The sequence below is a fragment of the Labrys sp. HAY1-8F genome (assembly GCF_056754975.1).
In genome coordinates this window covers 3,393,443-3,414,946 of the sequence record NZ_JBPGWZ010000002.1, presented here as the reverse complement: position 1 = coordinate 3,414,946, position 21,504 = coordinate 3,393,443, and the positions used below count along the sequence as shown (strand labels likewise).

Genomic DNA, 21,504 nt, shown 5'->3' with positions numbered 1-21,504 from the left:
ACAATCATGAGCACAACCAACGGGTCTTGGACCACGCGCGACGTGCCGCCCCAGCAGGGCCGGCGTGTGCTGATTACCGGCGCGACCGGCGGCCTCGGCTACGAGACGGCCCTGGCCTTGGCGCAGGCGGGCGCCGAGGTCCTGCTGACCGGCCGCAATCCGGCCAAGGGGCAGCAGGCGCTCGTGCGTATCCGCGCTCGATGCCCCACCGCCATCATCCGTTACGCCGACCTCGACCTCGCGGATCTCGGTGCGGTTGCCGCCTTTGCCGATCGCCTGGACGATGAGCAGGAGGGGCTGGATCTCCTCGTCAACAATGCCGGCGTGATGACACCACCCGTCCGGCACGAGACCCGGGATGGTTTCGAGCTGCAATTCGGTACCAATTATCTCAGCCATTTCGCTCTTACGGGCCGGCTGTTGCCCCTGCTGCGCCGGGGCAGGGCCCCTCGCATCGTCAATCTCAGCAGTGGGGCACACCGGCTGCTGGCGGATATCCACTTCGACGATCTGCAATGGCGTACAAGCTACAAGCCCTGGCGGGCCTACGCCCAGTCCAAGCTCGCCATGATCCTCTTCGCCTTCGAGTTGCAGCGGCGTAGCGACGCCTTCGGCTGGGGCCTGATCAGCAATGCCGCCCACCCCGGCTATGCCGTCACGGATCTGCAGAGCAGCGGTCCGCGCCTCGGCCGTAACAGGCCCCATCCAATGGCGTGGCTGACCCGGCTGATGCAACCGCTGATGTCCCAAACTGCCGCCGAAGGCGCGCTGCCGACGCTGTTCGCGGCGACATCGCCCGAGGCCAGGCCATCAGGCTATTACGGCCCACAGAACATGTTCGAACTCAAGGGGCCGGTCGGGGACGCCAGGATCGGCGACAAGGCCCGCGACCCGACCCTAGCAGCCCGACTCTGGACCATTTCCGAAGAACTGACAGGTGTGACATGGCCGAACCATCAGCCGAGCTTCGTTTGACCGATCCGGGCACGTCCTGTGCCGATTTCTCCCGTTTCTTCCGCGCCTGGGTGACGAACCCGCTGCGCGTGGCCGCCGTAGCCCCCTCCAGCGACGCGCTAGCCCGAGTGATGACCCGCGAGATCTCACCGGCACACGGCCCCGTGCTGGAACTCGGGCCCGGCACCGGCGTGTTCACCCGCGCCTTGCTGGCGCGCGGCGTCGCCGAAAGCGACCTGACGCTGATCGAGTTCGGCACCGATTTCGCCCACATGCTGGGAAACCGCTTTCCGCGGGCTCGAGTCGTATCGATGGACGCCGCTCATCTCGCCCGGCATGCGCTGTTCCAGGGCAGCCCCGTCGGCGCCGTGGTCAGCGGCCTGCCGCTGCTTTCGATGCCGCCGGACAAGGTGGCGGACATCGTATCAGGCGCTTTCCATTATCTGCGTCCGGACGGGGCCTTCTACCAGTTCACCTATGGGCCGCGCTGCCCCGTTCCCCGCGCCGTCCTCGCAGAGCTCGGCCTGCAGGCCGAGCGCATCGGCGGCGCCTTCTGGAACCTGCCGCCCGCCTCCGTCTACCGGATCACGAGGGCAAGGCGCTTTTGAGCAGAATGCTGCAGAGGCGGTGTCTGAAGAGCCGACCCCTCAGGCGACGGCCGGCTGCCCGCCCGGAAACACCTGTGTTCCCGGGAATGCCTGTGATCCCGGGATTACCACCGTCTGCAGGCCGTCGGCGAAAGAGATACCGGCGGCCTTGAGAGCGGTCTCGATGCGCTTGAAGGCCTCGGCCCGAACATCGAACTGCTTGCCCGGTGCGGTCTGGAACTTGCAACGGAAGATCTTGATGCCGGGATCGATGCGATAGAGCTTGGCTTTCAGCGGCTCGCGTATCAGCGGGCCGATATCGGGGTCGGCCTGCATGCCCTCGCCCACCTTCTTGATGATCTTGCGGACCTGTTCGGAATCCACGGCCACGGGCAATGGCAGGTTGAACTTCTCGATCACCCAGTCGCGGGAATTATTGCGCACCGTGCCGAGCGAGCCATAGGGCACGAAATGCAAGGGGCCGTTGTGGTGGCGCAGCGCCACGGTACGCAAGGTGATGCGCTCCACCGTGCCCTTGGTGCTCGAGCCACTCTCGATATATTCGCCGATGCGGAAGACGTCCTCGACCAGGTAGAAGATGCCGGCGATGATGTCGCGCACCAGCGCCTGGGCCCCGAAACCGACGGCGAGGCCGAGCACGCCGGCTCCGGCCAGCAGCGGCGTGATCTCGATGCCCAGGGTCCACAGGGCGGAGAGCACCAGAAGCACCAGCAGGACGATGGCGCTGGTCATGCGCAGCAGCGGCAGCAGGGTGCGCAGGCGCGCATTGGGGCCGGGCTCCGCATGGGGATCGAAAGGCCCGATGGCGCGCAGGCGCCGGTCGATCAATTCGCGGATGGCGACCCAGCCGACATTGATGACGAGCGCCAGGCCGGCGACACCGAGCAGATGCAGCACGAAGCGCATCAGCGGGCTGTCGCCCCCCGCCATGTTGCGCATCGGCGCATCCAGGGCGATGAGGGCGGCGCCGATGCCGAGCAGCACCACGACATAACGCGACATGGACAGCACGATGTTCGGGATGAGGCCGGCGCCGATCGTGCTGCCGTCGGGCGTCATCTCCTCGGGCCAGTAGAAGAACACCCAGCGCCGCAGCCACGCCTGCACCGCCGCGACGATGACCAGGATCGCCAACAGCGTCGCGAGTGGGCTGCCCGCCGCGAGCCAGACGCCGTAAATGCCGAGGATCAGCGCGGCGGCGAGGAAGCCATAGGGAAAGCGCGGCAGGCGGCCACTCGCCCTGGCGGCGGCCCGTCCCCATCTCAGCCCCGTCAGAACGGCGACCAGCACGATGAGCGTGATCAGGGTGGCTGATATCACCCGGACGGCCGAGGCCGCGTGGGGCGCGCCAGCGACATATTCCAGGAGTTCGGGCAGGAGATGGCTGAGGGCGAGCAGGAAGGCCATGCCGACAAAGCCGGCCACGAAGCGCTGCGCATGGGCGGGATCGATGTCCCCGAGCCGCAATTGCGGATGGCCGGGCGCGGCGATGACGTCAGCCACGAGCCAGGCCAGGCGCACGAACACGATGAGCAGGATCGAGGCGATCACGAAGCCGTCGAAGCCGGCCGGCCAGTCGAAATAGGCGGCGGCGCCGACGATGGCCACCACGAACAGCACCAGGCCGAAAGCACGCAAGGCGAGGCGCCGCATGGCGAGACTGAATGCCTCCCGGCGGCTCGTGAGGGCGGCCGCCTCCAGCGCGATCACCGCCGGCGTGGCATAGGTCCAATAGAGCCATTCGGCCCCCGCCCCGACGATGACCAGGATGAGGCCATAGGTCAGCGTGACGATGCCGTTGCCGGTCGGCATCGCGGTGGAGACTTCCGAGACAAGGCGCGCGAACTCGCCGGGCGCCAGAGCCAGGCTGCTGGCGATGCCCGAGAGGCGATGCTTGGCGGCCTGCAGCAAAGTGGCCACGAAGGCCGAAAGCTGCCCCTGCTGGACCGTCTGGTCCTGGATCAGCGCGGCAGTGCCGAGGGTTTCCGCCCGCGCCCGCTGCAGGGTCAGGCCGGCGGCCGAAGCGCATGCCAGGAAGGCGACGATGCTGCGTTTGCTCATGGCACGGCCTGCGATGGCAAGGTCTGCGATATGGCTCCGCCGGCCGAAGCTGCCGCCCAGCCGGCGGGATCGCGCGCCGCGGTGACGTCGGCATAGGCCGGGTGCATGCGGCTGATCGAAACGGACTCGCCCAGCAATCGGGCCTGGCAGGCCAGGCGCTGGCTGGCGCCCGCCTTGATGCGTGCCAGCGTCGCCCGTTCGTCGGCACCGATCAGCGATAGATTGGCCGTCCCCTCGTCCACGGCGACCAGGCAGGTTCCGCACCGGCCCCGGCCGCCGCAGACATGGGCATGGGGAATGCCGCTGGACAGGCTGATCTCGAGCAGGGAAAGGCCGGGCCGCCCCTGGCCGAGAAGATCGCCGTCATAGTGCACGCTGACCACCTGCTGCCGATTCCCCAGCACGCGCCTCACCATCACGCCGCAGGCCAGCAACACCAGGGCGACATAGGCCAGCAGGGTCGTGTTGCGGATGGCGCCGATCTCAGCCTCGGCATGACCGAAACGCGCCATACTGGCGGCGATCGCTGCCTGCCATTCGGGCTCGGCGGCAAGCCTGGCCATGGCATCCTTGCCGCCCTGTACAAAGCCGAGCAGGGCGGCCACGGGCAGGATGAAGAACAGCGGCGTCAGGATCAGGCCGAGGCGCCGCCAGATCGGCTTGAGCACCAGCCAGGTATAGAGCCCTACCGCGCCATGCACCCAGACCACCACCACGGCGAGCACCTGCAGCAGCGCATTGGCGGGCGCGAAATGCCAATAGGCTGCCAGCACCAGGCCGAAATCGGGTTTGAACCCGGCGTCGATCAGGCCGAACACCTGCGCGAACAGGATATGATTGATCAAAAGGGGGGTGGCGAACAGGCCCAGAACGATCTGCAGCCAGTCCGTGCGCGACAAAGCCAGGCTCCGTCGTCCGGCAATCGCCATGAGGCCGAGAACGCCATGCACCAGGGCCGCGGCCGACAGCAGCACCAGGCCCGGCATGGTGCGCCAGGGCAGTTGCAGAAACGGCTTGGCCTGTTCCATGGCCTCGATGGACATCAGGCCGAGGGCAGCGTTGACGAGATGCATCGTCACGAAGACGAGCAGCACCAGTCCGGCGAGGAGCCGCAGCCGACGCTGGAGCGAGCGCATACGCTGGGAAAGGGGAAGCGCCGACAAGGGACCCGCCTGCCGCTTGAGTTCATTGCCGCCATCATCCTACGAAATTCGTAAGATTCAATGATCCCGGTAGCGGACGAAGACGCTCGTGCTTCCAGGCGTCCCTACACGGTGCGCCGATAGAGGAAATAGCGCCCGGCCGGCACGTCGGCCGGCGGATCGAGATGCTGGAGCGCGGAATGCCGCAATGGCAGGCCGCTGGCGACGACGCCGCCGGGCTGCAGCAGGTCGGCGGCCAAAGGCGGCAGCCAGCGCATCGTCTCGGCGTCGACTTCGGCATAATTGGTTTCGATATCGGCATGCACCAGCGCCGCGCCAATGCCGGTGAAGCGGGCAGCGGTCTCGCGGATTTCGCCGAGCACGAGATCGTCCTCAGGCGGCACCGAGCTCTTATGCGCACCGAGGGCTCGGTCGAAGGCGATGATACGGTGGCCTGGCAGTCTCTCGCGCAGATGATCGAAGGTCCGCCCATTGCCGAGCCCAAGTTCGAGCACCGGGCCGGGCAGCCCGTCGATCAGGCCGCAGACATGGTCGAGCACGTCGCGCTGGGCGCTGACCCGGCGGATGAAACTGTCGAGGCGACTCACGAACCCTGCTCCGCCAGGGTCGGTGCCGATACCACGGCCGCGCCTTGTCCAGCCAGCACCGCGTCGAACTTGCCGGCGAGCGCCGCAATGCCGGTCTCGAAAGAGAAGACTTCGCGCACCCGCCGATAAGCGCCGGCTCCCAGGCGATGGCGCAAGACGGGATCTTCGGCCAGGGAACGCAACCCTTCGGCGAGGGCTGCCGGATCGCTCGGCGGCACCAGCAGCCCTTCCTCGCCCTCGCGCACGAATTCCGGCACGCCGGCAAAACGCGTGGAGAGGATCGGCAGAGCCTGGGTCGCCGCCTCCATGATCACATTGGGCAGTCCGTCGCGGTCGCCGCCCTCGCCTTCCTTGCAGGGCAGCACGAACAGATCGGCCATGCGCAGGGCCTCGATCACATCGCTTTGCGCCAGCGCCCCCCGCCAGGTGATTCGGTTGGACAGGCCAAGGCTCTCGGCCTGGGCCTGCAGCGCCTTGCGCAGCTCGCCGCCGCCAATATGGGTGAGGCGCCAATGGAGGCTCGGAGGCAACCGCGCCAGTGCCGCGAGCAGATCGTCGAACCCCTTCTTGGCCACCGCGCGCCCGACCGTGACGATCTCCACCGGCGCCTCGGCGCTGCTGCCGTCGCGGGATGGGCGCACGGCCGGCGGCAGCGGGAAGCGGCCGAGATCGAGGCCGTGATAGAGCAGGCTGACACGCTCGGGATCCCCAGCCGGCGCCAGTCGCTGCAAGGCCTCGACGCCACCACGCGTGCAGGTGACACCCCATAGGCTGTCGGCGATCTTTTCGCGCTTCTCCCAATCGGTGGTGGTCCAGATGTCCTTGGCATGCGCCGAGAAGCTGAAGGTCCGCCCGGTGAGCAAGGCGGCGTAGCGCGCCACCGAGGCCGGCGTGTGCAGGAAATGCACATGGATATGGCTGACAGCCGGATCAAGCTCGCGCGCCATCACCAGGGCCTGGCCGAGGCGGCGGCCCCGGCTCGCGCTGAAATCGCGCCTGAGATCGCGCGCGAACAGCCCCATCAGCTTGAAGAGCCTGGGACGCTTGAGGGCGCTGACCGCCCCCGCCAGCACCCGCAGCGGGGCCTGGTGCAGATATTCGGGCAGGTAGACCGGCCGGGCCTTGATCTGCCGGTTCAGCATGTGCACGGCCCCGTCCGTCGGCTGGCGCAGCGACCAGATCTCGAAGGCGAAGCCCGCCTGCTCCAGCGCCAGGACCTCCTGGGCGATGAAGGTCTCTGACAGGCGGGGATAGCCCTTGACGACGATGGCAATGGGAGTGCGGGTTGATGACATCAAGATCCGGTCACGGAAAAGCTTTGTTGGTAACTGCTCGCTTTAGCAGGGACTTTTCTCGAGCGCCCGGGAAATGGTCAGGTTCCGGCAACGCGCCCCAGCGGGACCGCGCCTGACCTGGCCTCGAACCAGGGTGTCGCCAATTGCTCGATGCGGTCGAGGCCATCGAGCAGATGGGGCAGGAATGCCTTGGACGGCAAGGGCTGGTCATGCAGGTTGCGGATGGCCTGCGCCATCTCCAGCGGATCGCGGCGGGCGCCGGGATTGAGGTTGTTGCCGTCCAGCATGGAGACGAGCCCGAGGCGGGTGGCGTGCTCGGCGCGGATCGTCTGCTCGCGCCGGGGCGTGGTGCGCGGCACGATCAATGCCCGTTTGTCGAGCGAGAGGATCTCGCAGAAGGTGTTGTAGCCGCCCATCGAGACGATGCCCTGGGCCTTCACCATCAGATGCTCGATCTTGGCGTCGAAGGTGATGGCATCGACGTTGGGCAGGCGGGCAATGCGTTCCATGAAGGGGCCACGGCGGTCGCGGGCGACGAACGGCCCGAACACCAGCAGAGCGGGGGTCGGAATGCCGGGATCACGCTCATAGGCCGACAGCACCCAGTCGACCAGTTCATGCCCGTCGCCGCCACCGCCGGTGGTGACCAGCACGAAGGGGCCCTTGGTCAGCTTGGGATAGCGGATCAATTGCGGCTGAGGCGGCAGTTCGCGGCGCAGGAAACCGGTATAGACGATGCGCCGACGGACATGCTCGGGCAGGTCAAGCCCGGCCAGCGGTTCGTAGATCTCGCGCAGGCCGTAGACCCAGACGTCGTCGTAATAGCGCGCCAGCGCATCGACGGCGCCCTTGCGCTCCCATTCCGGCGCCAGCACCGAAGGGTCGTCCATCACGTCGCGCACACCGAGTACGATACGGGCCCCGGCCCGGTGCAGTTCCTCGAGCGCCGGCAGCAATTCGCCGCGGAAACCGGTCGGCTCCTTGTCGACGATCACCAGGTCCGGCTTCAATGCGCGGGCTGTCTGCAGGATGATGCCCTCGCGCATCGCCACCGCTTCGTCGAGCGACAGGTTGAGGCTGAGGGTGGTGTAGTTGCCATCGGCATGCTTGACCACGCCAGGCACGCGCACATAGTCGACCCCGTCGCCGAATTCGAAGCTGCCGATCACCGGGGAGCCGGAGATGATGACGATCGAGGCGTCGGGGTGGCGTTCGACCAGGCGGTTGGCGATGGCGCGCGAGCGCCTGAGATGGCCAAGGCCAAAAGTATCATGGCTGTAGATCATCACGCGCGGGCCGCCGGAGCTGCGTTGCGCGCGACGGGATATTCCCGGCCCGGGCTGATGCAACATGACGACTAGCCCCCCGAGCCTTTGCTGGATGCTCTACGCATTAATACCCAATTCGATCCTGATCGACGCCGTATAGCGGCTCGCGCCAAACAGCGCGGCCAGCCAAGCAGCACCGCCACCATCCGATACCACTTCGAGTTCATCATAAACATACCGCGTCGCAGCGACAACGGGCAGATGGCGGCATTCTCAGTGCAATGAACGCCCACCTGCACCTGCCAACCCTGGCAGCCACGACACGCGAATACGAACGCTAAACATGATTATGTAACAAGCTTTTGTCAGCTAACATGGCAGCCTCGTTGACGGATGCCCTGCAAGCTCCTACTTCCACGACACTGGAAAACAGGTGTCACCCGTTGGACCCTAGCCTCTTTCGATATGTCTGGCGGCACTCGCGCGGCGAGCAGATCTTCCTGCTGCTGGTGATTCTTGTGTCCCTGCCCTTCTATTGGATATCGCTGGAAGTCCCCAAGCACATCGTCAACCAGGCGATTCAGAACGGCGCCTTCGAAGGCGGCAACAAGACGGCGCGCCTGTTCGAGATGTCGCTCTCGCTGCCCGATTTCCTCGGCGGCGCCACCTGGCGGATCTTCGACGGCCTCGAGCTCACGCGGATACCTTTCCTGTTCGCGCTCAGCCTGTGGTTCCTGGTGCTGGTGCTGATCAACGGCGCCTTCAAATATGTCATCAACATCCGCAAGGGCATATTGGGCGAGCGCATGCTCAGGCGCCTGCGCTTCGATCTGTTCTCGATCCTGATGCGCTTCCGGCCCGAGGACATCGCTCCCCTGAAGCCGGCCGAGGTGGCCGGGATGATCAAGGACGAAGTCGACCCGATCGGCGGCTTCATCGGCGATGCCTTCATCCAGCCGATCTTCCTGATCACACAGGCCGGCACCGCTTTGCTCTTCATCCTGATGCAGAGCCCGAGCCTGGGCCTGGCCGCCCTCGTCGTGGTGCTGGCCCAGGCGATCATCATCCCGATCCTGCGGCGCGAGCAGATCCGCCTCGGCCGCGAACGCCAGCTGGCGTCGCGCCAACTCGCGGGGCGAATCGGCGAGGCGATCGAGACGGCCCCCGCCCTCCACACCTTCGGCGCCACGCGCTATGTCGAGGCCGAGATCGGCGACCGGCTGGGTGGCCTCTACACGATCCGCGCCAACCTGTTCCGCCGCAAATTCGCGGTCAAGTTCCTCAACAACCTCCTGGCCCAGCTCACGCCCTTCATCTTCTACGCCGTGGGCGGGTACTTTGCCGTGATCGGCACGGTGAGCATCGGCTCCCTCATTGCCGTGATCAATGCCTACAAGGATCTTCCTGCGCCGATCAACGACCTCATCACCTGGGACCAGCAGCGCCAGGACGTGCAGGTGAAATATGAGCAGGTCGCCGCCCAGTTCTCGCCCGAGCGCCTGCTGCCGCCGGCCAATGGCAAGACCGCGGCGATTCCCCCCGCCGACACGCCGATCCAGCTTACCTCGGTTAGCGTGCAGGATGCCCGTGGCGTCTCGCTGCTCGACCGTCTCTCCCTCACGCTGGAAAGGCCTGGTCACATCGGCCTGGTCGGGCCGGCCGGCTCCGGCCGGGACATCATGGCCCGCATCGTCGGCCGCCAGTTCCTGGCCTATCAGGGCAGCGTGAAGATCGGCGAAACCGAAATTTCAGCGTTCTCCGACCTCGAACTCAGCCAGATCCTGTCCTTCGTCGGCCCGGATGCCCTGCTCTCGCCCGGCTCCATCCGCGACAACATCCTGTTCGCCGCCCAGCGCCGGCCGCCCGCCCTCGGCGACATCTCGGTGCTCGTGTCCGACAACGTACAATACAAGACCTTCCTCGAAGCACGCCGGTCCGGCAATCCGCTGATCTCAGCCGATGCCGACTGGACGGACTACCAGGCGCTGGGCGTGGCCGGGCCGCAGGAGGTCGACGACGCGATTCGCAGGGCGCTCGACGCCGCCGGCGCCTTCGCGGACATCAACCGCTTCGGCGTGCGCGGCCGCTTCGACGACAGCCATAGCGACGCTTTCCTCGAGCGATTCGTGCGGGCACGCCAGGTCGTGCGCGAGCGCCTCGCGAGCAAGGGCATGTCCCATCTGGTCGATCCCTTCGACCCCCAGCTCTACAACGCCGGCGCCTCTGTCGGCGAAAACCTGCTCTTCGGCGTGCCCAAGGGCAAGAAGCTGCATATGGACACCCTGCAGCGCAATAATTTCATGCGCTCCATCCTCGAGGCCGAGGCCCTGCTCGAGCCCCTGATCGATTTCGGCCTGCGCGTGGCGGAGATGGCCGTGGAGACTTTCGCCGGTCTGCCGCCCGAACATCCCGTGTTCGAGCGCTATTCGGCGATTCGCCCCGAGGACCTGCCGCGCTTCCAGGAGATCGTGGATTCCGTGCACGCACGCGGCACCACGAGGGCGCTCTCATCCTCGGCGCGCACGCGGTTGCTCGGCGCGGGCCTTGCCTATATCGAGCCGCGCCATCGCCTGGGTCTGGTCACCGAGGCTTTCATGGCGCGCGTGCTGCGCGCTCGCCACAGCTTCCGTACCCACCTGCCCTCCCATTACAGCGGTGAGATCGAGTTCTACGATCCCGCCAGCTACATGCGCGCCGCCCCGGTGGGAGACAACATCCTGTTCGGGCGCATCAGCTATGGCATCGCCAATGCTCCCGAGCGCGTCTACGCGCTGGCGCGCGCCGTCGTCGAGGAACTCGGCCTCGACAAGGACATCTTCGCCCTCGGACTGAATTTCGAAGTCGGCAAGAATGGCTGGCAGTTGCAGCCGGCGCAGCGCGCCCGCATCGCCATCGCCCGGGCCCTGGTCGCCAATCCCCAGATTCTGGTGATGGAGAACGCGCTTTTGGCCTTTTCCAGCACGGAAGCCGAGGAGCTTCTCCATAGCGTGCGCAGCGCCATGCAGGGGCGCACCTTGATTGCAACCCTGCCGAGCAGCGGCCAGGCAGAGGGATTCGACCGGATCATCGAGTTCGAGGGATCAAGAATCGTCACTCGCGATATTGTTACTCTTGCGCAGAGTGCCTAAATGATGCTTGGATTGCAGCTGGATTTTGCCTCGATTGCTCAACGAGGGGTTGTTTGGGTTGAGCGGGGAGAGGGACCTTGGATCTCGATCTGGAAGTCAAGACCATCAGGAACGCGGCGATCTTCACGGGTATAGATCCGTGCAAGATGCGGCTGCTTGCCTGCATGAGCGAGCAGTTGACCTTCGAGAAGGGCGACTATCTCTTCAAGGTGGGAGAGATTCCTGACGCTGCCTATGTCATCCTCAAGGGCGAAGTCGAAGTTCTTGCCCAGAACGGCGAGAGCCTCATCACTGTCGGCACCGAAGGCCCGGGCAGCATGATCGGCGAAGTCGCGGTGCTTTGCGACGCACGCCGTTTCACCTCGGCGCGGGCTCATACCGAGATTTCGGTCATGCGCATCAACAAGGACTGCCTGCTGCGCATGATGCAGGACAATCCGCAATTCTCGATGTCGATCGCCAAGGAACTGGCGCGCCGCGTCATGCAGATCGCCACGCAGGACGCCCACGTCCTAACGCATTGAAGCGCCTGACGCATTGAGGCGCCTGACGGGTGCGCTTCAACCAGCCGCTGCAGCTTTGCGGCGGCCACATCTTGCTTGGCGAATTTACCTACAATTACTTGCATTGTGAAGGCTTGGCAGGCAGGACTCGGGGGCAGATGGCGCCATGCCATCCCCTGGAGCGAGGTGCGTTTCAAACGCAGTTTCGTTCCGATTCCGTTTCGACGCGTCTTTGCGATTCCGGATGACTCCATCGGATCGAGGGACGCCTAAGGAACCGCCATGTCCCTTGCGCTCGATCGCCTTCGTGCCGAAACTCCCGGTGTCGCCAATCGCATCCATCTCAACAATGCTGGCGCAGCCCTGATGCCGGCGCCAGTGGTCGATGCGATGACCTCCTATCTCAGGCGCGAAGCCGAGATCGGCGGTTATGAGGCCGCCGAAGAATCGGCAGCCCGTCTCGACAGTGTCTATGACAGCCTGGCCCGCCTCGTCGGCGGCGCCCGCGACGAGATCGCCTTGACGGAGAATGCCACCGTCGCCTGGCAGATGGCGTTCTATGCTCTCCCTTTCCGGCCCGGCGACCGCATTCTCACCACCACGGCCGAGTATGGCGCCAACTACATCGCCTTCCTGCAGGTCGCCAAGCGAACCGGTGCGGTGATCGAGGTCATTCCCGACGATGCCGACGGCGTGCTCGACCCCGCCGCGCTCGAGGCCATGATCGACGACAGGGTCCGCCTGATCGCCATCAACTGGATCCCGACCAATGGCGGACTGGTCAACCCAGCCGCCGCCGTGGGCGCCGTGGCCCGGCGCCATGGCATTGCCTATCTTCTCGATGCCTGCCAGGCGGTCGGACAGATGCCTGTCGACGTCGAGGCGCTCGGCTGCGACATGCTGTCCGCGACCGGCCGCAAATTCCTGCGCGGGCCGCGCGGCACCGGCTTCCTCTATGTGCGCCGCAAGCTCTGCCTCACGCTCGAGCCGCCCATGATCGATCATTTCGGCGCAACCTGGGTCGACAAGGATCATTATCGCTTGCGCGACGATGCCAGGCGCTTCGAGAGTTGGGAGAACAATTACGCTGCGCGGCTCGGGCTGGGCGTCGCCACCGATTACGCCCTCGCCGTCGGCATCGAGGCGATTCGCGAACGCTGCCTGGCGCTGTCACAGCGGCTGCGGGAGGGCTTGCGGTCGCTCCCGCGCCTGCGCATCTTCGATCTCGGCCCGCACCCGGCGGCCATCGTCACCTTCGCGGTCGATGGCCTGGAGGCGGAGGAGGTCCGCCGCCGCGCGACCGAAGCCGGCATCAATCTCAGCATATCCAGGCCGGGCAGCACTCTGCTCGATGCGCTCGCCCGCCATCTGCCGACATTGGTGCGCGCCTCCCCGCACTATTACAACAGCGAGGAAGAGATCGACGCCCTGCTCGCGCTGCTGCAGAAAATGCACTAGTGGCAGGCTGGCGCCCAGGCATTCAAGCCTGAATGCTCGAGGGCGTCACCGCGGATCGCAAACACGCTCCAGCCGATCCGTTGGATTGGCTCGGAAACAAAGAGCTAGAGTAAAATCGCGTTTTCGCTAAAACGAGCTTTGCCTCAGTGACGCAGGGGCCACCCCTTTGACCGACTGCCGCATCCCGGCACTCATCTTCACGAGTTCGACCGCATGAGCGACACCGAGAGCGCACCCGGGCAAATCGAATGGCGATTGCCGCGGGAGCGCGAGTTGCGGCTTTGGGCCGGGGTCGTGCTGTTCGCCTTCGTGACCACCCACCTGCTCAACCACGCCCTCGGCGTGTTCGGCGTAGCGACCATGGAGGCCGTGCAGCGCTGGCGCATCTGGGCCTGGCAGTCCTATGGCGGCACCGCGCTCCTCTACGGAGCGTTGTTGACCCATGCCGCGCTCGCGCTCAAGCGGCTGACCACGCGGCGCATCTCGCGCATGCCGCTCGAGGAGCTGGTGCAGATCGCCCTCGGCCTGGCCATTCCCTATTTCCTGATCTCCCATGTGCTGGGCACGCGTGTCACCTCGCTCTATGGCTACAGCGAAAGCTATGGCGAGGTGCTGGCGCGAATCTGGCAGGGCGGACCGGTCAAGCAGATCCTGCTGCTGCTCTGCGCCTGGACCCATGGCTGCATCGGCATCGGCCAGGTGTTGCGCAGCCGCTCCTTCTATGCGCGCTGGCGGGACCTGCTGATCCTGGGCATGGGCATGCTGCCCACCCTGGCGCTGGCGGGCTTCTTCTCCGCCAGCCGAGAACTCGAGGCCGCCGGCCGCGCGCCTTCACCGATCGCCGCCGATCACACCATGGCCCTGCTCGTTGCCGGGCAATGGCTGCTGCTCAGCCTTGCCGCCGTGATCGCCTTCGTTGCCTTCGTGATGATTCTCCGGGTCGTACTGCGGCTGCGTTCCGGCACGGTCGCCATCCGCTATGTCGGCCATGGCACCTTCAAGATCCCGCGCGGCACCACCGTGCTCGAAGCCAGCCGCGCCAATGCCATCCCCCACCCCGCCCAATGCGGCGGACGCGGGCGCTGCTCGACCTGCCGGGTGGCGGTCACCTCCGACGCAAGTGCCCTGCCGGCTCCGAGCAAGGCCGAGCGCACCATGCTGGAGCGCATCTCGGCACCCGCCAATGTGCGCCTCGCCTGTCAGCTTCGCCCCGACCACGACATCTCCGTGCAGATCCTGCTGCCGATCGTGCCGACAGGCATGCGCGGGCGCAGCGGCGATGATCTCTATCGCTGGGGCGCCGAACGCGAGATCACCGCGCTCTTCGTCGACATCCGCGCCTTCAATGCGATGACGAGGTTACAGATTCCCTACGACATCGTGCTGTTGATGAACCGCTTCGTGCAGGAAATGACCCAGGCCGCCGAAGCCCATGGCGGCCGCGTCGATGCCTTTGCTGCCGACGGGCTGATCGCGGTCTTCGGCCTTGGCGACGAGCCCTCCCGCGGCGCAGCCGATGCCATCCGGGCGGCCAGGGGCATGCTCAAGAGCGTGGAAGGCCTCAACACCGAATTCGGAGCCGCGCTCTCGATCCCGCTGCGGGTGGGCATCGGCATCCATTCCGGCCCTGCCATCATCGCCCGTGTCGGCGACAGCGAACGCGGCATGCGCCTGGTCGCGCTCGGCGACACCGTCACCATTGCTGGCCGGCTGGAAGCCGCCACCAAGGATTATTTGACCGACTGCCTGATCTCCGAGGAAGCGATGCAGCGCTCCGGCATGTCGCTGCGCCGCCAGAATGGCAAGCATCTGCATATCGTCGGCCGGGACAAGCCGATCACGCTCTACACGCTGGATGAAACGCCCGTACCGGCGGAGTGAGAAGCAAAGATCCTGCAACGACGCATTCCGGCGGGCCGCGCCGTGCCGGCCCTCAGCGAAGGCCTTCCCGAATTGCCGCGGGAAGCGGCGCATCGAGCGGAGCGGGCTTGGACGGCGCTGCCGATGGCGAGGATCCAGTACGGCTCTGAAGGGTGCTTTCCCGGCATCCGGCACGGCGCGTCATGCCGGGACCACCATCACTCGAATTTGAGCGCCGCCTGTCGCACTCCTGCCAAATCTGCGCTACACACGGGCTCAAGCCACCGGCCTTGACCCGGTGTGCCGGATGGAGAAGACCGTGCTTGATCTGACTGCGATTGGAACCAAGTCCGCCGCCCCCAAGCTGCTGCACCGCATGCGCGACAAGGTGACGGACCAGATCCAGAAATCGCCCCTGGCGCGCAAGGCGTTCACCTACGCCGCCAGCCATATTCCGCTCAGCTATTTCAAGAAATTGCCGACGATCATCGTCGTCGACGTCACCAATTCTTGCAATCTGCGCTGCCCCGTCTGCCCGGTCACTTTCGCCATGACGCGGCCACGCGGCCTGATGAAGATGGAAATATTCCGGCAGATCGTCGACGATTTCGTCGACGAGAAGGAAAAGCCGGCGATGTATTTCAACTTCTCCGGCGAGCCGACCATGAACAAGGCGCTGCCCGAGATGATCGCCTACGCCAACGAGCGCGGGCACGATACCTTCGTCTCGACCAACGCCACCAAGCTCTCCTCCGAGTTGATCGAGAAGATGCTCCAGGCCGGGCTTGGCCGCATCAACCTGTGCATTGACGGCTTCGACGCCGAGGCGCAGGAATCCTATCGCGTCGGCTCGAAATTCGAGCAGGTGAAAGCCAATATCGAGAACTTCCTCGCCATCAAGCAGCGCCTCGGCATCACCAAGACGGTGACCGTGCTGCAGACGCTGCTGACCTCCTATTCGGAAAAGCAGATCGACGCGATGGTGGAGTGGGCCGACAATATCGGCTTCGACCAGGTGCGCTTCAAGACCTTCAGCCTGGGTTCCTATACCGACGACGACCAGCAGACGAAATACGGCCACCTCGTGCCGAAGAACCACGATCTGCAGCGCCACCAGAACGAGAAGATCAGCCTGCTCTGCGACGTGCCGCTCTATCAGACCGTGGTGTTCTGGGAAGGCGATCTCGGCCTGTGCTGCATCGACTATGACCGCATGATCAAGCTGCCCAATGTCGACAAGGTCGGCTTCAAGCAGGCCTATCTGTCGGACGAAGCCGCCAAGGCTCGGCGCCACGGTTACACCAAGCAGTTCGATATCTGCCAGAGCTGCTCCTATTCCAACGCCGACAATATGGGCTTCAAGATCAAGCTCAATAAATTGCGCCGGCAGAAGGCAGCCGAGCTGCAGAGCAAAGCGGCGTGAACGCCCGGTTGCGTACCGTTGCCCGCACGCGTTTTAGCGTCGCCGACGACAAGGACGGCTTCTGGGACAAGGCCGAGAGCGGCACCTGGGAGCCGGAAACACTGGCGAGTGTGCACGCGCTCGCCGGCCCTGATACGCTGCTCATCGATATCGGCGGCTGGATCGGACCGATCACCCTGACAGCCGCTGCGCTCGGCGCCGATGTCCTCGCCTTCGAGCCCGACCCCCGCGCCTTCGAGCTCATCAGCGCCAATGTCGCCGCCAATCCGACGCTGTCATCGCGCATCCGCCTCCACAATGCCGCGGTGTCGCCGACGCCGGGGCGCGTCAGGCTGGGGTCGCCCAGGAAACCCGGCGACAGCATGGGTAGCATCCTGGCCGCAGACAGCGGCGTCGCGCTGTGGGAGGCGGAGGCCATTCTACCTGCCGACATCGCGGCCATGGCGGGGGATGCCGAGCGCATCGTCCTCAAAATGGATGTGGAAGGGGCCGAATATCAGCTCTTGCCGTACCTCGCGCCTCTCCTCGGCCCGCGCACCGTCGCGGCCCTGATCGCTTTCCATCCACGCTTGCTCGCCAAGGCCGGCCGTTCGCCGGTGCAGATCGAGGCTCTGACGGCGACGGCCCAGTCGGCACTCGCAGCCTATGAGCTGCGCAGCCTGGATTGCGAGGACATGCCCATATCGCGACAGGCGAATTCCACCGTCCTGCTGACGCGAAAGTAGCAGATTGCCGTTACGGGGCCATTGACCGCCCCTTCGCCCTGTGTCGTGAATTGTCCGTCCTTCGGTCAGGCAAGCAAGGCCCTGCGCCTGCCCGTCGGCGGCTGGAGCAAAACGCGTTCAGGCTTGGACGTCGGTTCGCTCTCACTCTTTGTTTCCAGCCAATCCAACGGGATTGGCTATAGCGTCTTGCGATTCCTGGCTCATGCCGGCAAGCCGCAAGACGTTTTGGAGGACGTTTGCCTTGAAACTGCCTGGCGGCTTGCGTTGGCTCTTCCTGGTTTTCGCCCTGGCAAGCTGGCCTTGCTGGGCGCAGGGAACGTCCTCTCCCTCGGTTCCTGCCGCTCCCGTCATGAGCCAGCAGCAGATGGATACGATGGTGGAAGCCATCAGCCAGTCCGTCATGAAGAAATTGCAGGCCCAGGGCACACAACCCGTTCCGCCCGGCCCTGACGGCAGCGGCATGCAGATGGCGAGTGCCCAGCAGACCGAGATGTTCATGCATGTCGGCGGCCTCGTCACCGGCCTGCCGGCTCTTTGGGCCGAATTCGGCAAATTGATCACCAGGCTCGATGCTGATTTCAACAACGGCAGGGGCCTCGGCCGCTATTTTCTGCTGCTGATCGGCGCGCTGGCGGCAGCCCTTGCGGCAGAATGGGTAGTCCGGCTGCTGCTGACCCCACTGCGGCGCCGCCTGGTGATCCGGATGCATGGGCTTCATGGCATAAGGGCCCTGCTCGGCCTCGGGGCCTTGGAATTGCCTCCCCTGATCGCGCTCTGGGTCGTCGGAAACGCCAGCGAGGCGGCCCGCTTCATGGGCGACCTGCCACAGACCCGCTTCTCCATCGCCATGCTCAAGACCATGCTGATCTGGCGTATGCTCCAGGCGGTGTTCCGCTTCACCCTGCAGCCACGCCTGGCCGAGGCCCGCCTGCCCGATCTCGGGGATGCCGATGCGCGGGCAATCTATCGTGGCGCTTCGTTTGCAATTCTGCTGCTCTTGTTCAACACCGTGCTGGCTGACGTGCTGCGTGCATTGCAATCCCCGCCTTTGGCGGTGGGAACCGCCCAGCTCTATGGGGCCGTGATCATGATGCTGGGCATGGTGGCCGTCTGTATCCGCCTCAACGGCCCGATCGGCCGCTGGTTCATCGGCGTCGCCAATCCCGCCCATGCCAGCCCGGTCAAGACCACGATCGCCAAGCACTGGTTCCTTGGAGCCATGCTGCTGTTTGCCTTGTTCGTCACCGCCGATATCTATGCGGCCGTGGCGGGCCAGACGCGCATCTCCGGCGCCCTGATGCTGACGCTGGCGATTCTGGTAGCACTGCTGGTGGTCGAATCACTGGTGCACCGTATCCGCATCATGCTTCAGCATCAGACCGACGGCGTCCGCCTGATCCATCCAAGGGGCGCGGAAGCGCTGGCGCGCTGCGCCCGTTTCGGCGTCCTGATCCTGGCGATCGGCGCCCTGGGCCGAACCTGGGCCGTCGATGTCAGCGGCGTAATGGCCGGCGACGATTTCAACAGGGTGGCGCGCAGCCTCTTCTCGGCCGGTCTGACGGCCTTTGCCGCCTATTGCACCTGGGAACTGGTGCGCTACATCACCGACCGCTATTCCTCTGGCCGCAGCGGCTCTCCAATCCAGCCGGGCGCGAGCGACACCGAGGACGAAGCTCCGGTTTCCACCGCCTCGCGCGTCGCCACCATGATGCCGGTCTTCCGCATCGGCCTGGCCATCGCGATCTCCATCCTGGCCGTGCTGACCGTCCTGTCTCAGCTCGGCGTCAATGTCACGCCGCTGATCGCCGGTGCTTCGATTTTCGGCCTTGCCATCTCCTTCGGATCGCAAACCCTGGTGAAGGACGTGGTGTCGGGTGTGTTCTTCCTCATCGACGATGCCTTCCGGGTCGGTGAATATATCGATGTCGGCAAGGCCAAGGGCACCGTCGAGGGCTTCACCCTGCGCTCCCTGCGCCTGCGCCACCAGAACGGGCCGGTGCACACCATCCCCTACGGCCAGCTCGGCCAGGTCACCAATTACAGCCGCGACTGGGCGACCATCAAATTTCCGCTGCGCTTCGCACGCGAGACCGATCTGGAAAAGTTGCGCAAGGCGGTCAAGAAGATCGGCCAGGACATGCTCGAGGATCCCGAGATGAAGGAGGAGTTCCTCACCCCGCTGAAGATGCAGGGCGTGTTCGACATCACCGACAACGCCATCGTCGTCCGCTTCAAATTCACGGTCAAACCGAACAAGCCGACCTTCATCCAGCGCGAGGCGCTCAAGCGTCTGGTCCGCATCCTGCCCGAACAGGGCATCGAGTTCTCCACCGGCACCGTGGCGGTGCGCACGCTCGACGGTGAGGGCCGTGCCTCGCTCGGCGCCGCCGTCGCCGCCAATGCGGCCTTGGCCTTGCCTCCCGCCGCAGCCGGATAGGCCAGTTAGGATAGGGGCGTCGGCGCTACCAAATCCTTCCCCAAATGCGCGTCAGGGTGTAGCAGACACATACCCGATTTGTGCCGGCGGATTGTCACGATGACCTTTCTACCCGATCTCCATACGCTCGCCCTCTATTCGATCGCCTGTGTGTTCCTGTTCATCACGCCCGGTCCCGACATGAGCCTATGGCTGGCCAAGACCATTTCCGGCGGCCGGCGCGGCGGTACCGCCGCTATGCTGGGTACGCAGGTCGGCTGCCTGTTCCATACTTTCTTTGCCGCGGTCGGCCTGTCGGCCGTGCTGGCGGCCTCGGCCACCGCCTTCACCGTGCTGAAGATCGTCGGCGCGCTCTATCTGCTCTGGCTTGCCTATGGCGCGATCCGCTCCGGCTCTGCCCTGAACATTCGCGACGAGACCAAGCAGGAGGCAGGATTCTGGGCCACTTTCACGGTCGGGCTCGGCATCAACCTCACCAACCCCAAAGTAGTGCTGTTCTTCCTGACCTTCCTGCCGCAATTCGTCGACGCCACCGACCCGCATGCCTCCCAGAAACTTTTCTTCCTGGGACTCTATTTCATTGCCATCAATCTGCCGTTTGCGTTTCTATTGATTCTCGGGGCTGAGAAGGTGGTGTCGTGGCTGAAGGCGCGCCCACGCGTACTGCGCGGCATCGACTTCACCTTCGCCGGGGTCTTCGGGCTGTTCGCCTTCAAGATCCTGACCACTCAGACCCGCTGAACACGCCTTGCTCTGAGGAGTTGTTGCTTGCCGTCGTTTCTGCGCCGGACCTTACTGGGCCTGGCAACCATCGTCGCCCTGATCGGATCGGCCGTCGCGGCCGAAGCTGCCTGCGAGGACGTGACCTCGAAGGGGCGCAGCTACATCGTGTGCCGCTTCGATCTGTCGAACGACAGCCTGGCCCTTTATTGGCGCGGCGCCGACGGCACGCCGCTCGGCAGTCCGAACCGGCTCGCCCAGGAACTGGGCGCCCAGGGCAAGAAGCTGATCTTCGCCATGAATGCCGGCATGTATGACAAGGCGCTCGGCCCCGTCGGCCTCTATGTCGAGAATGGCCGCATCCTGCACAACGCCAACACCCGCAACGGCTTTGGCAATTTCCATCTCAAGCCCAATGGCGTGTTCTATTTCGGCGACGGCAAGGCCGGCGTGATGGAGACGAGCCGGTTTCTGAAAGCCCGCATCAATGCCCGCTTCGCCACGCAATCCGGCCCTATGCTGGTGATCGACGGCCAGATCCATCCCAAGATCCAGCCGGACGGTCCCTCCGAGAAGATCCGCAATGGCGTCGGCGTGCGCGACGGCAAGATCGTGATCTTCGCCATCTCCGCCGAGCCGGTGAGCTTCCACGATTTCGCCGAACTGTTCCGTGACGGACTGGGCACCCAAAACGCCCTCTTCCTCGATGGCTCGATCTCCACCCTCTACGCACCCCCGATGCCGGCCATCGGCGGCTGGACCACGCTGGGACCGATGGTGGGCGTGACGGAAGGGCCGTGATGGCGGCAGAATCCACCAAGACAGTACTGGATTTCCTGGGCTTTCTCGCCGTTGCTCATCGGAGCTTCATTAAAGCCTGAATGAGGCAAGTAAGAAACAAAGCCTCCACAATCTCCAGATCTCGGTCGTGCCATCCGACAAAGGGCCCGACGACTACGCGACTGACGGCAAAGTTCTGCTCCTTTAAAAGTTCTGCTCCTTTATCTGAACGCAGATATCAAGACGCCGATCCATTCCAGACGACAGGCCCTCTGTATGCAGTTCCTCATGCGTCACACGATGGGACAATGGCAGGGTCAAGCCGAGATTGGCTGGTCCAGCAATCAGGTCGGCTGGGAGGTCTTTGATTCGCGCGAATTTCAAGTGCCATCGATCGACGAGTTCATCGAAAACGCACCGGATCAACTAAACTGGCTGGGAAAGCGATTCATTGAGGAGATCGCCAAACTACCTAATTAGGCTGTTAGTTTTTACACTCTTTTCCAGACGGGCATTTTTGACTACATCAGCGTC

General features: G+C 64.8%; 17 protein-coding genes. 12 read left to right on the top strand and 5 right to left on the bottom strand.

Annotation, left to right across the window (positions count from 1 at the left end; genetic code table 11):
• Positions 1-6: 6 nt before the first annotated feature.
• Entirely contained in the window at positions 7-975 is a 969-nt protein-coding gene (locus tag ACR9ZN_RS24850) for an SDR family oxidoreductase (protein ID WP_481273450.1), read from the top strand.
• Entirely contained in the window at positions 945-1,562 is a 618-nt protein-coding gene (locus ACR9ZN_RS24845; RefSeq protein ID WP_481273449.1) for a class I SAM-dependent methyltransferase, read from the top strand. Before ACR9ZN_RS24850 ends, ACR9ZN_RS24845 begins: the two co-directional genes overlap by 31 nt.
• A 39-nt stretch (positions 1,563-1,601) precedes the next feature.
• Here the strand turns inward: ACR9ZN_RS24845 and ACR9ZN_RS24840 are convergent, their stop codons facing one another.
• From ACR9ZN_RS24840 to ACR9ZN_RS24820, 5 genes are all read right to left on the bottom strand, one after another.
• Positions 1,602-3,623 carry a mechanosensitive ion channel domain-containing protein gene (locus ACR9ZN_RS24840; protein WP_481273448.1) on the bottom strand — a complete coding sequence of 674 codons (2,022 nt, stop codon included), beginning with the start codon at positions 3,621-3,623 and terminating at the stop codon, positions 1,602-1,604.
• Positions 3,620-4,786, bottom strand: a complete 1,167-nt coding sequence (locus tag ACR9ZN_RS24835) for a 2Fe-2S iron-sulfur cluster-binding protein (protein ID WP_481273447.1) — start codon at positions 4,784-4,786, stop codon at positions 3,620-3,622. Before ACR9ZN_RS24835 ends, ACR9ZN_RS24840 begins: the two co-directional genes overlap by 4 nt.
• A gap of 104 nt (positions 4,787-4,890) precedes the next feature.
• Positions 4,891-5,373 carry a class I SAM-dependent methyltransferase gene (locus ACR9ZN_RS24830; protein ID WP_481273446.1) on the bottom strand — a complete coding sequence of 161 codons (483 nt, stop codon included), beginning with the start codon at positions 5,371-5,373 and terminating at the stop codon, positions 4,891-4,893.
• A complete protein-coding gene (locus tag ACR9ZN_RS24825) occupies positions 5,370-6,668 on the bottom strand; it encodes a glycosyltransferase family 4 protein (protein ID WP_481273445.1) in 1,299 nt (432 codons plus the stop codon). The genes ACR9ZN_RS24830 and ACR9ZN_RS24825 overlap by 4 nt, the downstream gene beginning before the upstream one ends.
• Positions 6,669-6,745: 77 nt before the next feature.
• Positions 6,746-8,020 carry a glycosyltransferase family protein gene (locus tag ACR9ZN_RS24820; RefSeq protein WP_481273444.1) on the bottom strand — a complete coding sequence of 425 codons (1,275 nt, stop codon included), beginning with the start codon at positions 8,018-8,020 and terminating at the stop codon, positions 6,746-6,748.
• A gap of 359 nt (positions 8,021-8,379) precedes the next feature.
• On the opposite strand from ACR9ZN_RS24820, the gene ACR9ZN_RS24815 reads away from it, so the two are divergent.
• The 10 genes from ACR9ZN_RS24815 to ACR9ZN_RS24770 all read left to right on the top strand — a co-directional run bounded on the left by ACR9ZN_RS24815 (position 8,380) and on the right by ACR9ZN_RS24770 (position 21,450).
• Complete coding sequence (locus tag ACR9ZN_RS24815) at positions 8,380-11,064, top strand: ABC transporter transmembrane domain-containing protein (protein ID WP_481273443.1); 2,685 nt, start codon at positions 8,380-8,382, stop codon at positions 11,062-11,064.
• Positions 11,065-11,141: 77 nt separating this feature from the next.
• Positions 11,142-11,588, top strand: coding sequence for a cyclic nucleotide-binding domain-containing protein (locus tag ACR9ZN_RS24810; RefSeq protein ID WP_434959080.1), 447 nt, complete (start codon positions 11,142-11,144; stop codon positions 11,586-11,588).
• Between the two features lie 261 nt (positions 11,589-11,849).
• Positions 11,850-13,025 (top strand): aminotransferase class V-fold PLP-dependent enzyme, encoded by a 1,176-nt coding sequence (locus ACR9ZN_RS24805; RefSeq protein WP_454811798.1) that lies wholly within the window; start codon positions 11,850-11,852, stop codon positions 13,023-13,025.
• Between the two features lie 213 nt (positions 13,026-13,238).
• The gene (locus ACR9ZN_RS24800) at positions 13,239-14,906 is read left to right on the top strand and encodes an adenylate/guanylate cyclase domain-containing protein (protein ID WP_454811796.1); all 1,668 of its coding nucleotides are present in this window, start codon (positions 13,239-13,241) and stop codon (positions 14,904-14,906) included.
• A gap of 298 nt (positions 14,907-15,204) precedes the next feature.
• Positions 15,205-16,308, top strand: coding sequence for a radical SAM/SPASM domain-containing protein (locus ACR9ZN_RS24795; protein ID WP_434959077.1), 1,104 nt, complete (start codon positions 15,205-15,207; stop codon positions 16,306-16,308).
• A complete protein-coding gene (locus ACR9ZN_RS24790) occupies positions 16,305-17,033 on the top strand; it encodes an FkbM family methyltransferase (RefSeq protein WP_481273442.1) in 729 nt (242 codons plus the stop codon). Before ACR9ZN_RS24795 ends, ACR9ZN_RS24790 begins: the two co-directional genes overlap by 4 nt.
• 241 nt (positions 17,034-17,274) lie before the next feature.
• On the top strand, positions 17,275-19,470 hold the full coding sequence (locus ACR9ZN_RS24785) for a mechanosensitive ion channel family protein (RefSeq protein ID WP_481273441.1): 2,196 nt from the start codon (positions 17,275-17,277) through the stop codon (positions 19,468-19,470).
• Between the two features lie 99 nt (positions 19,471-19,569).
• The gene (locus ACR9ZN_RS24780) at positions 19,570-20,211 is read left to right on the top strand and encodes a LysE family translocator (protein ID WP_434959074.1); all 642 of its coding nucleotides are present in this window, start codon (positions 19,570-19,572) and stop codon (positions 20,209-20,211) included.
• Positions 20,212-20,238: 27 nt separating this feature from the next.
• On the top strand, positions 20,239-20,991 hold the full coding sequence (locus ACR9ZN_RS24775; RefSeq protein WP_434959073.1) for a phosphodiester glycosidase family protein: 753 nt from the start codon (positions 20,239-20,241) through the stop codon (positions 20,989-20,991).
• Between the two features lie 267 nt (positions 20,992-21,258).
• A complete protein-coding gene (locus ACR9ZN_RS24770) occupies positions 21,259-21,450 on the top strand; it encodes a hypothetical protein (protein ID WP_454811789.1) in 192 nt (63 codons plus the stop codon).
• Positions 21,451-21,504 lie beyond the last annotated feature (54 nt).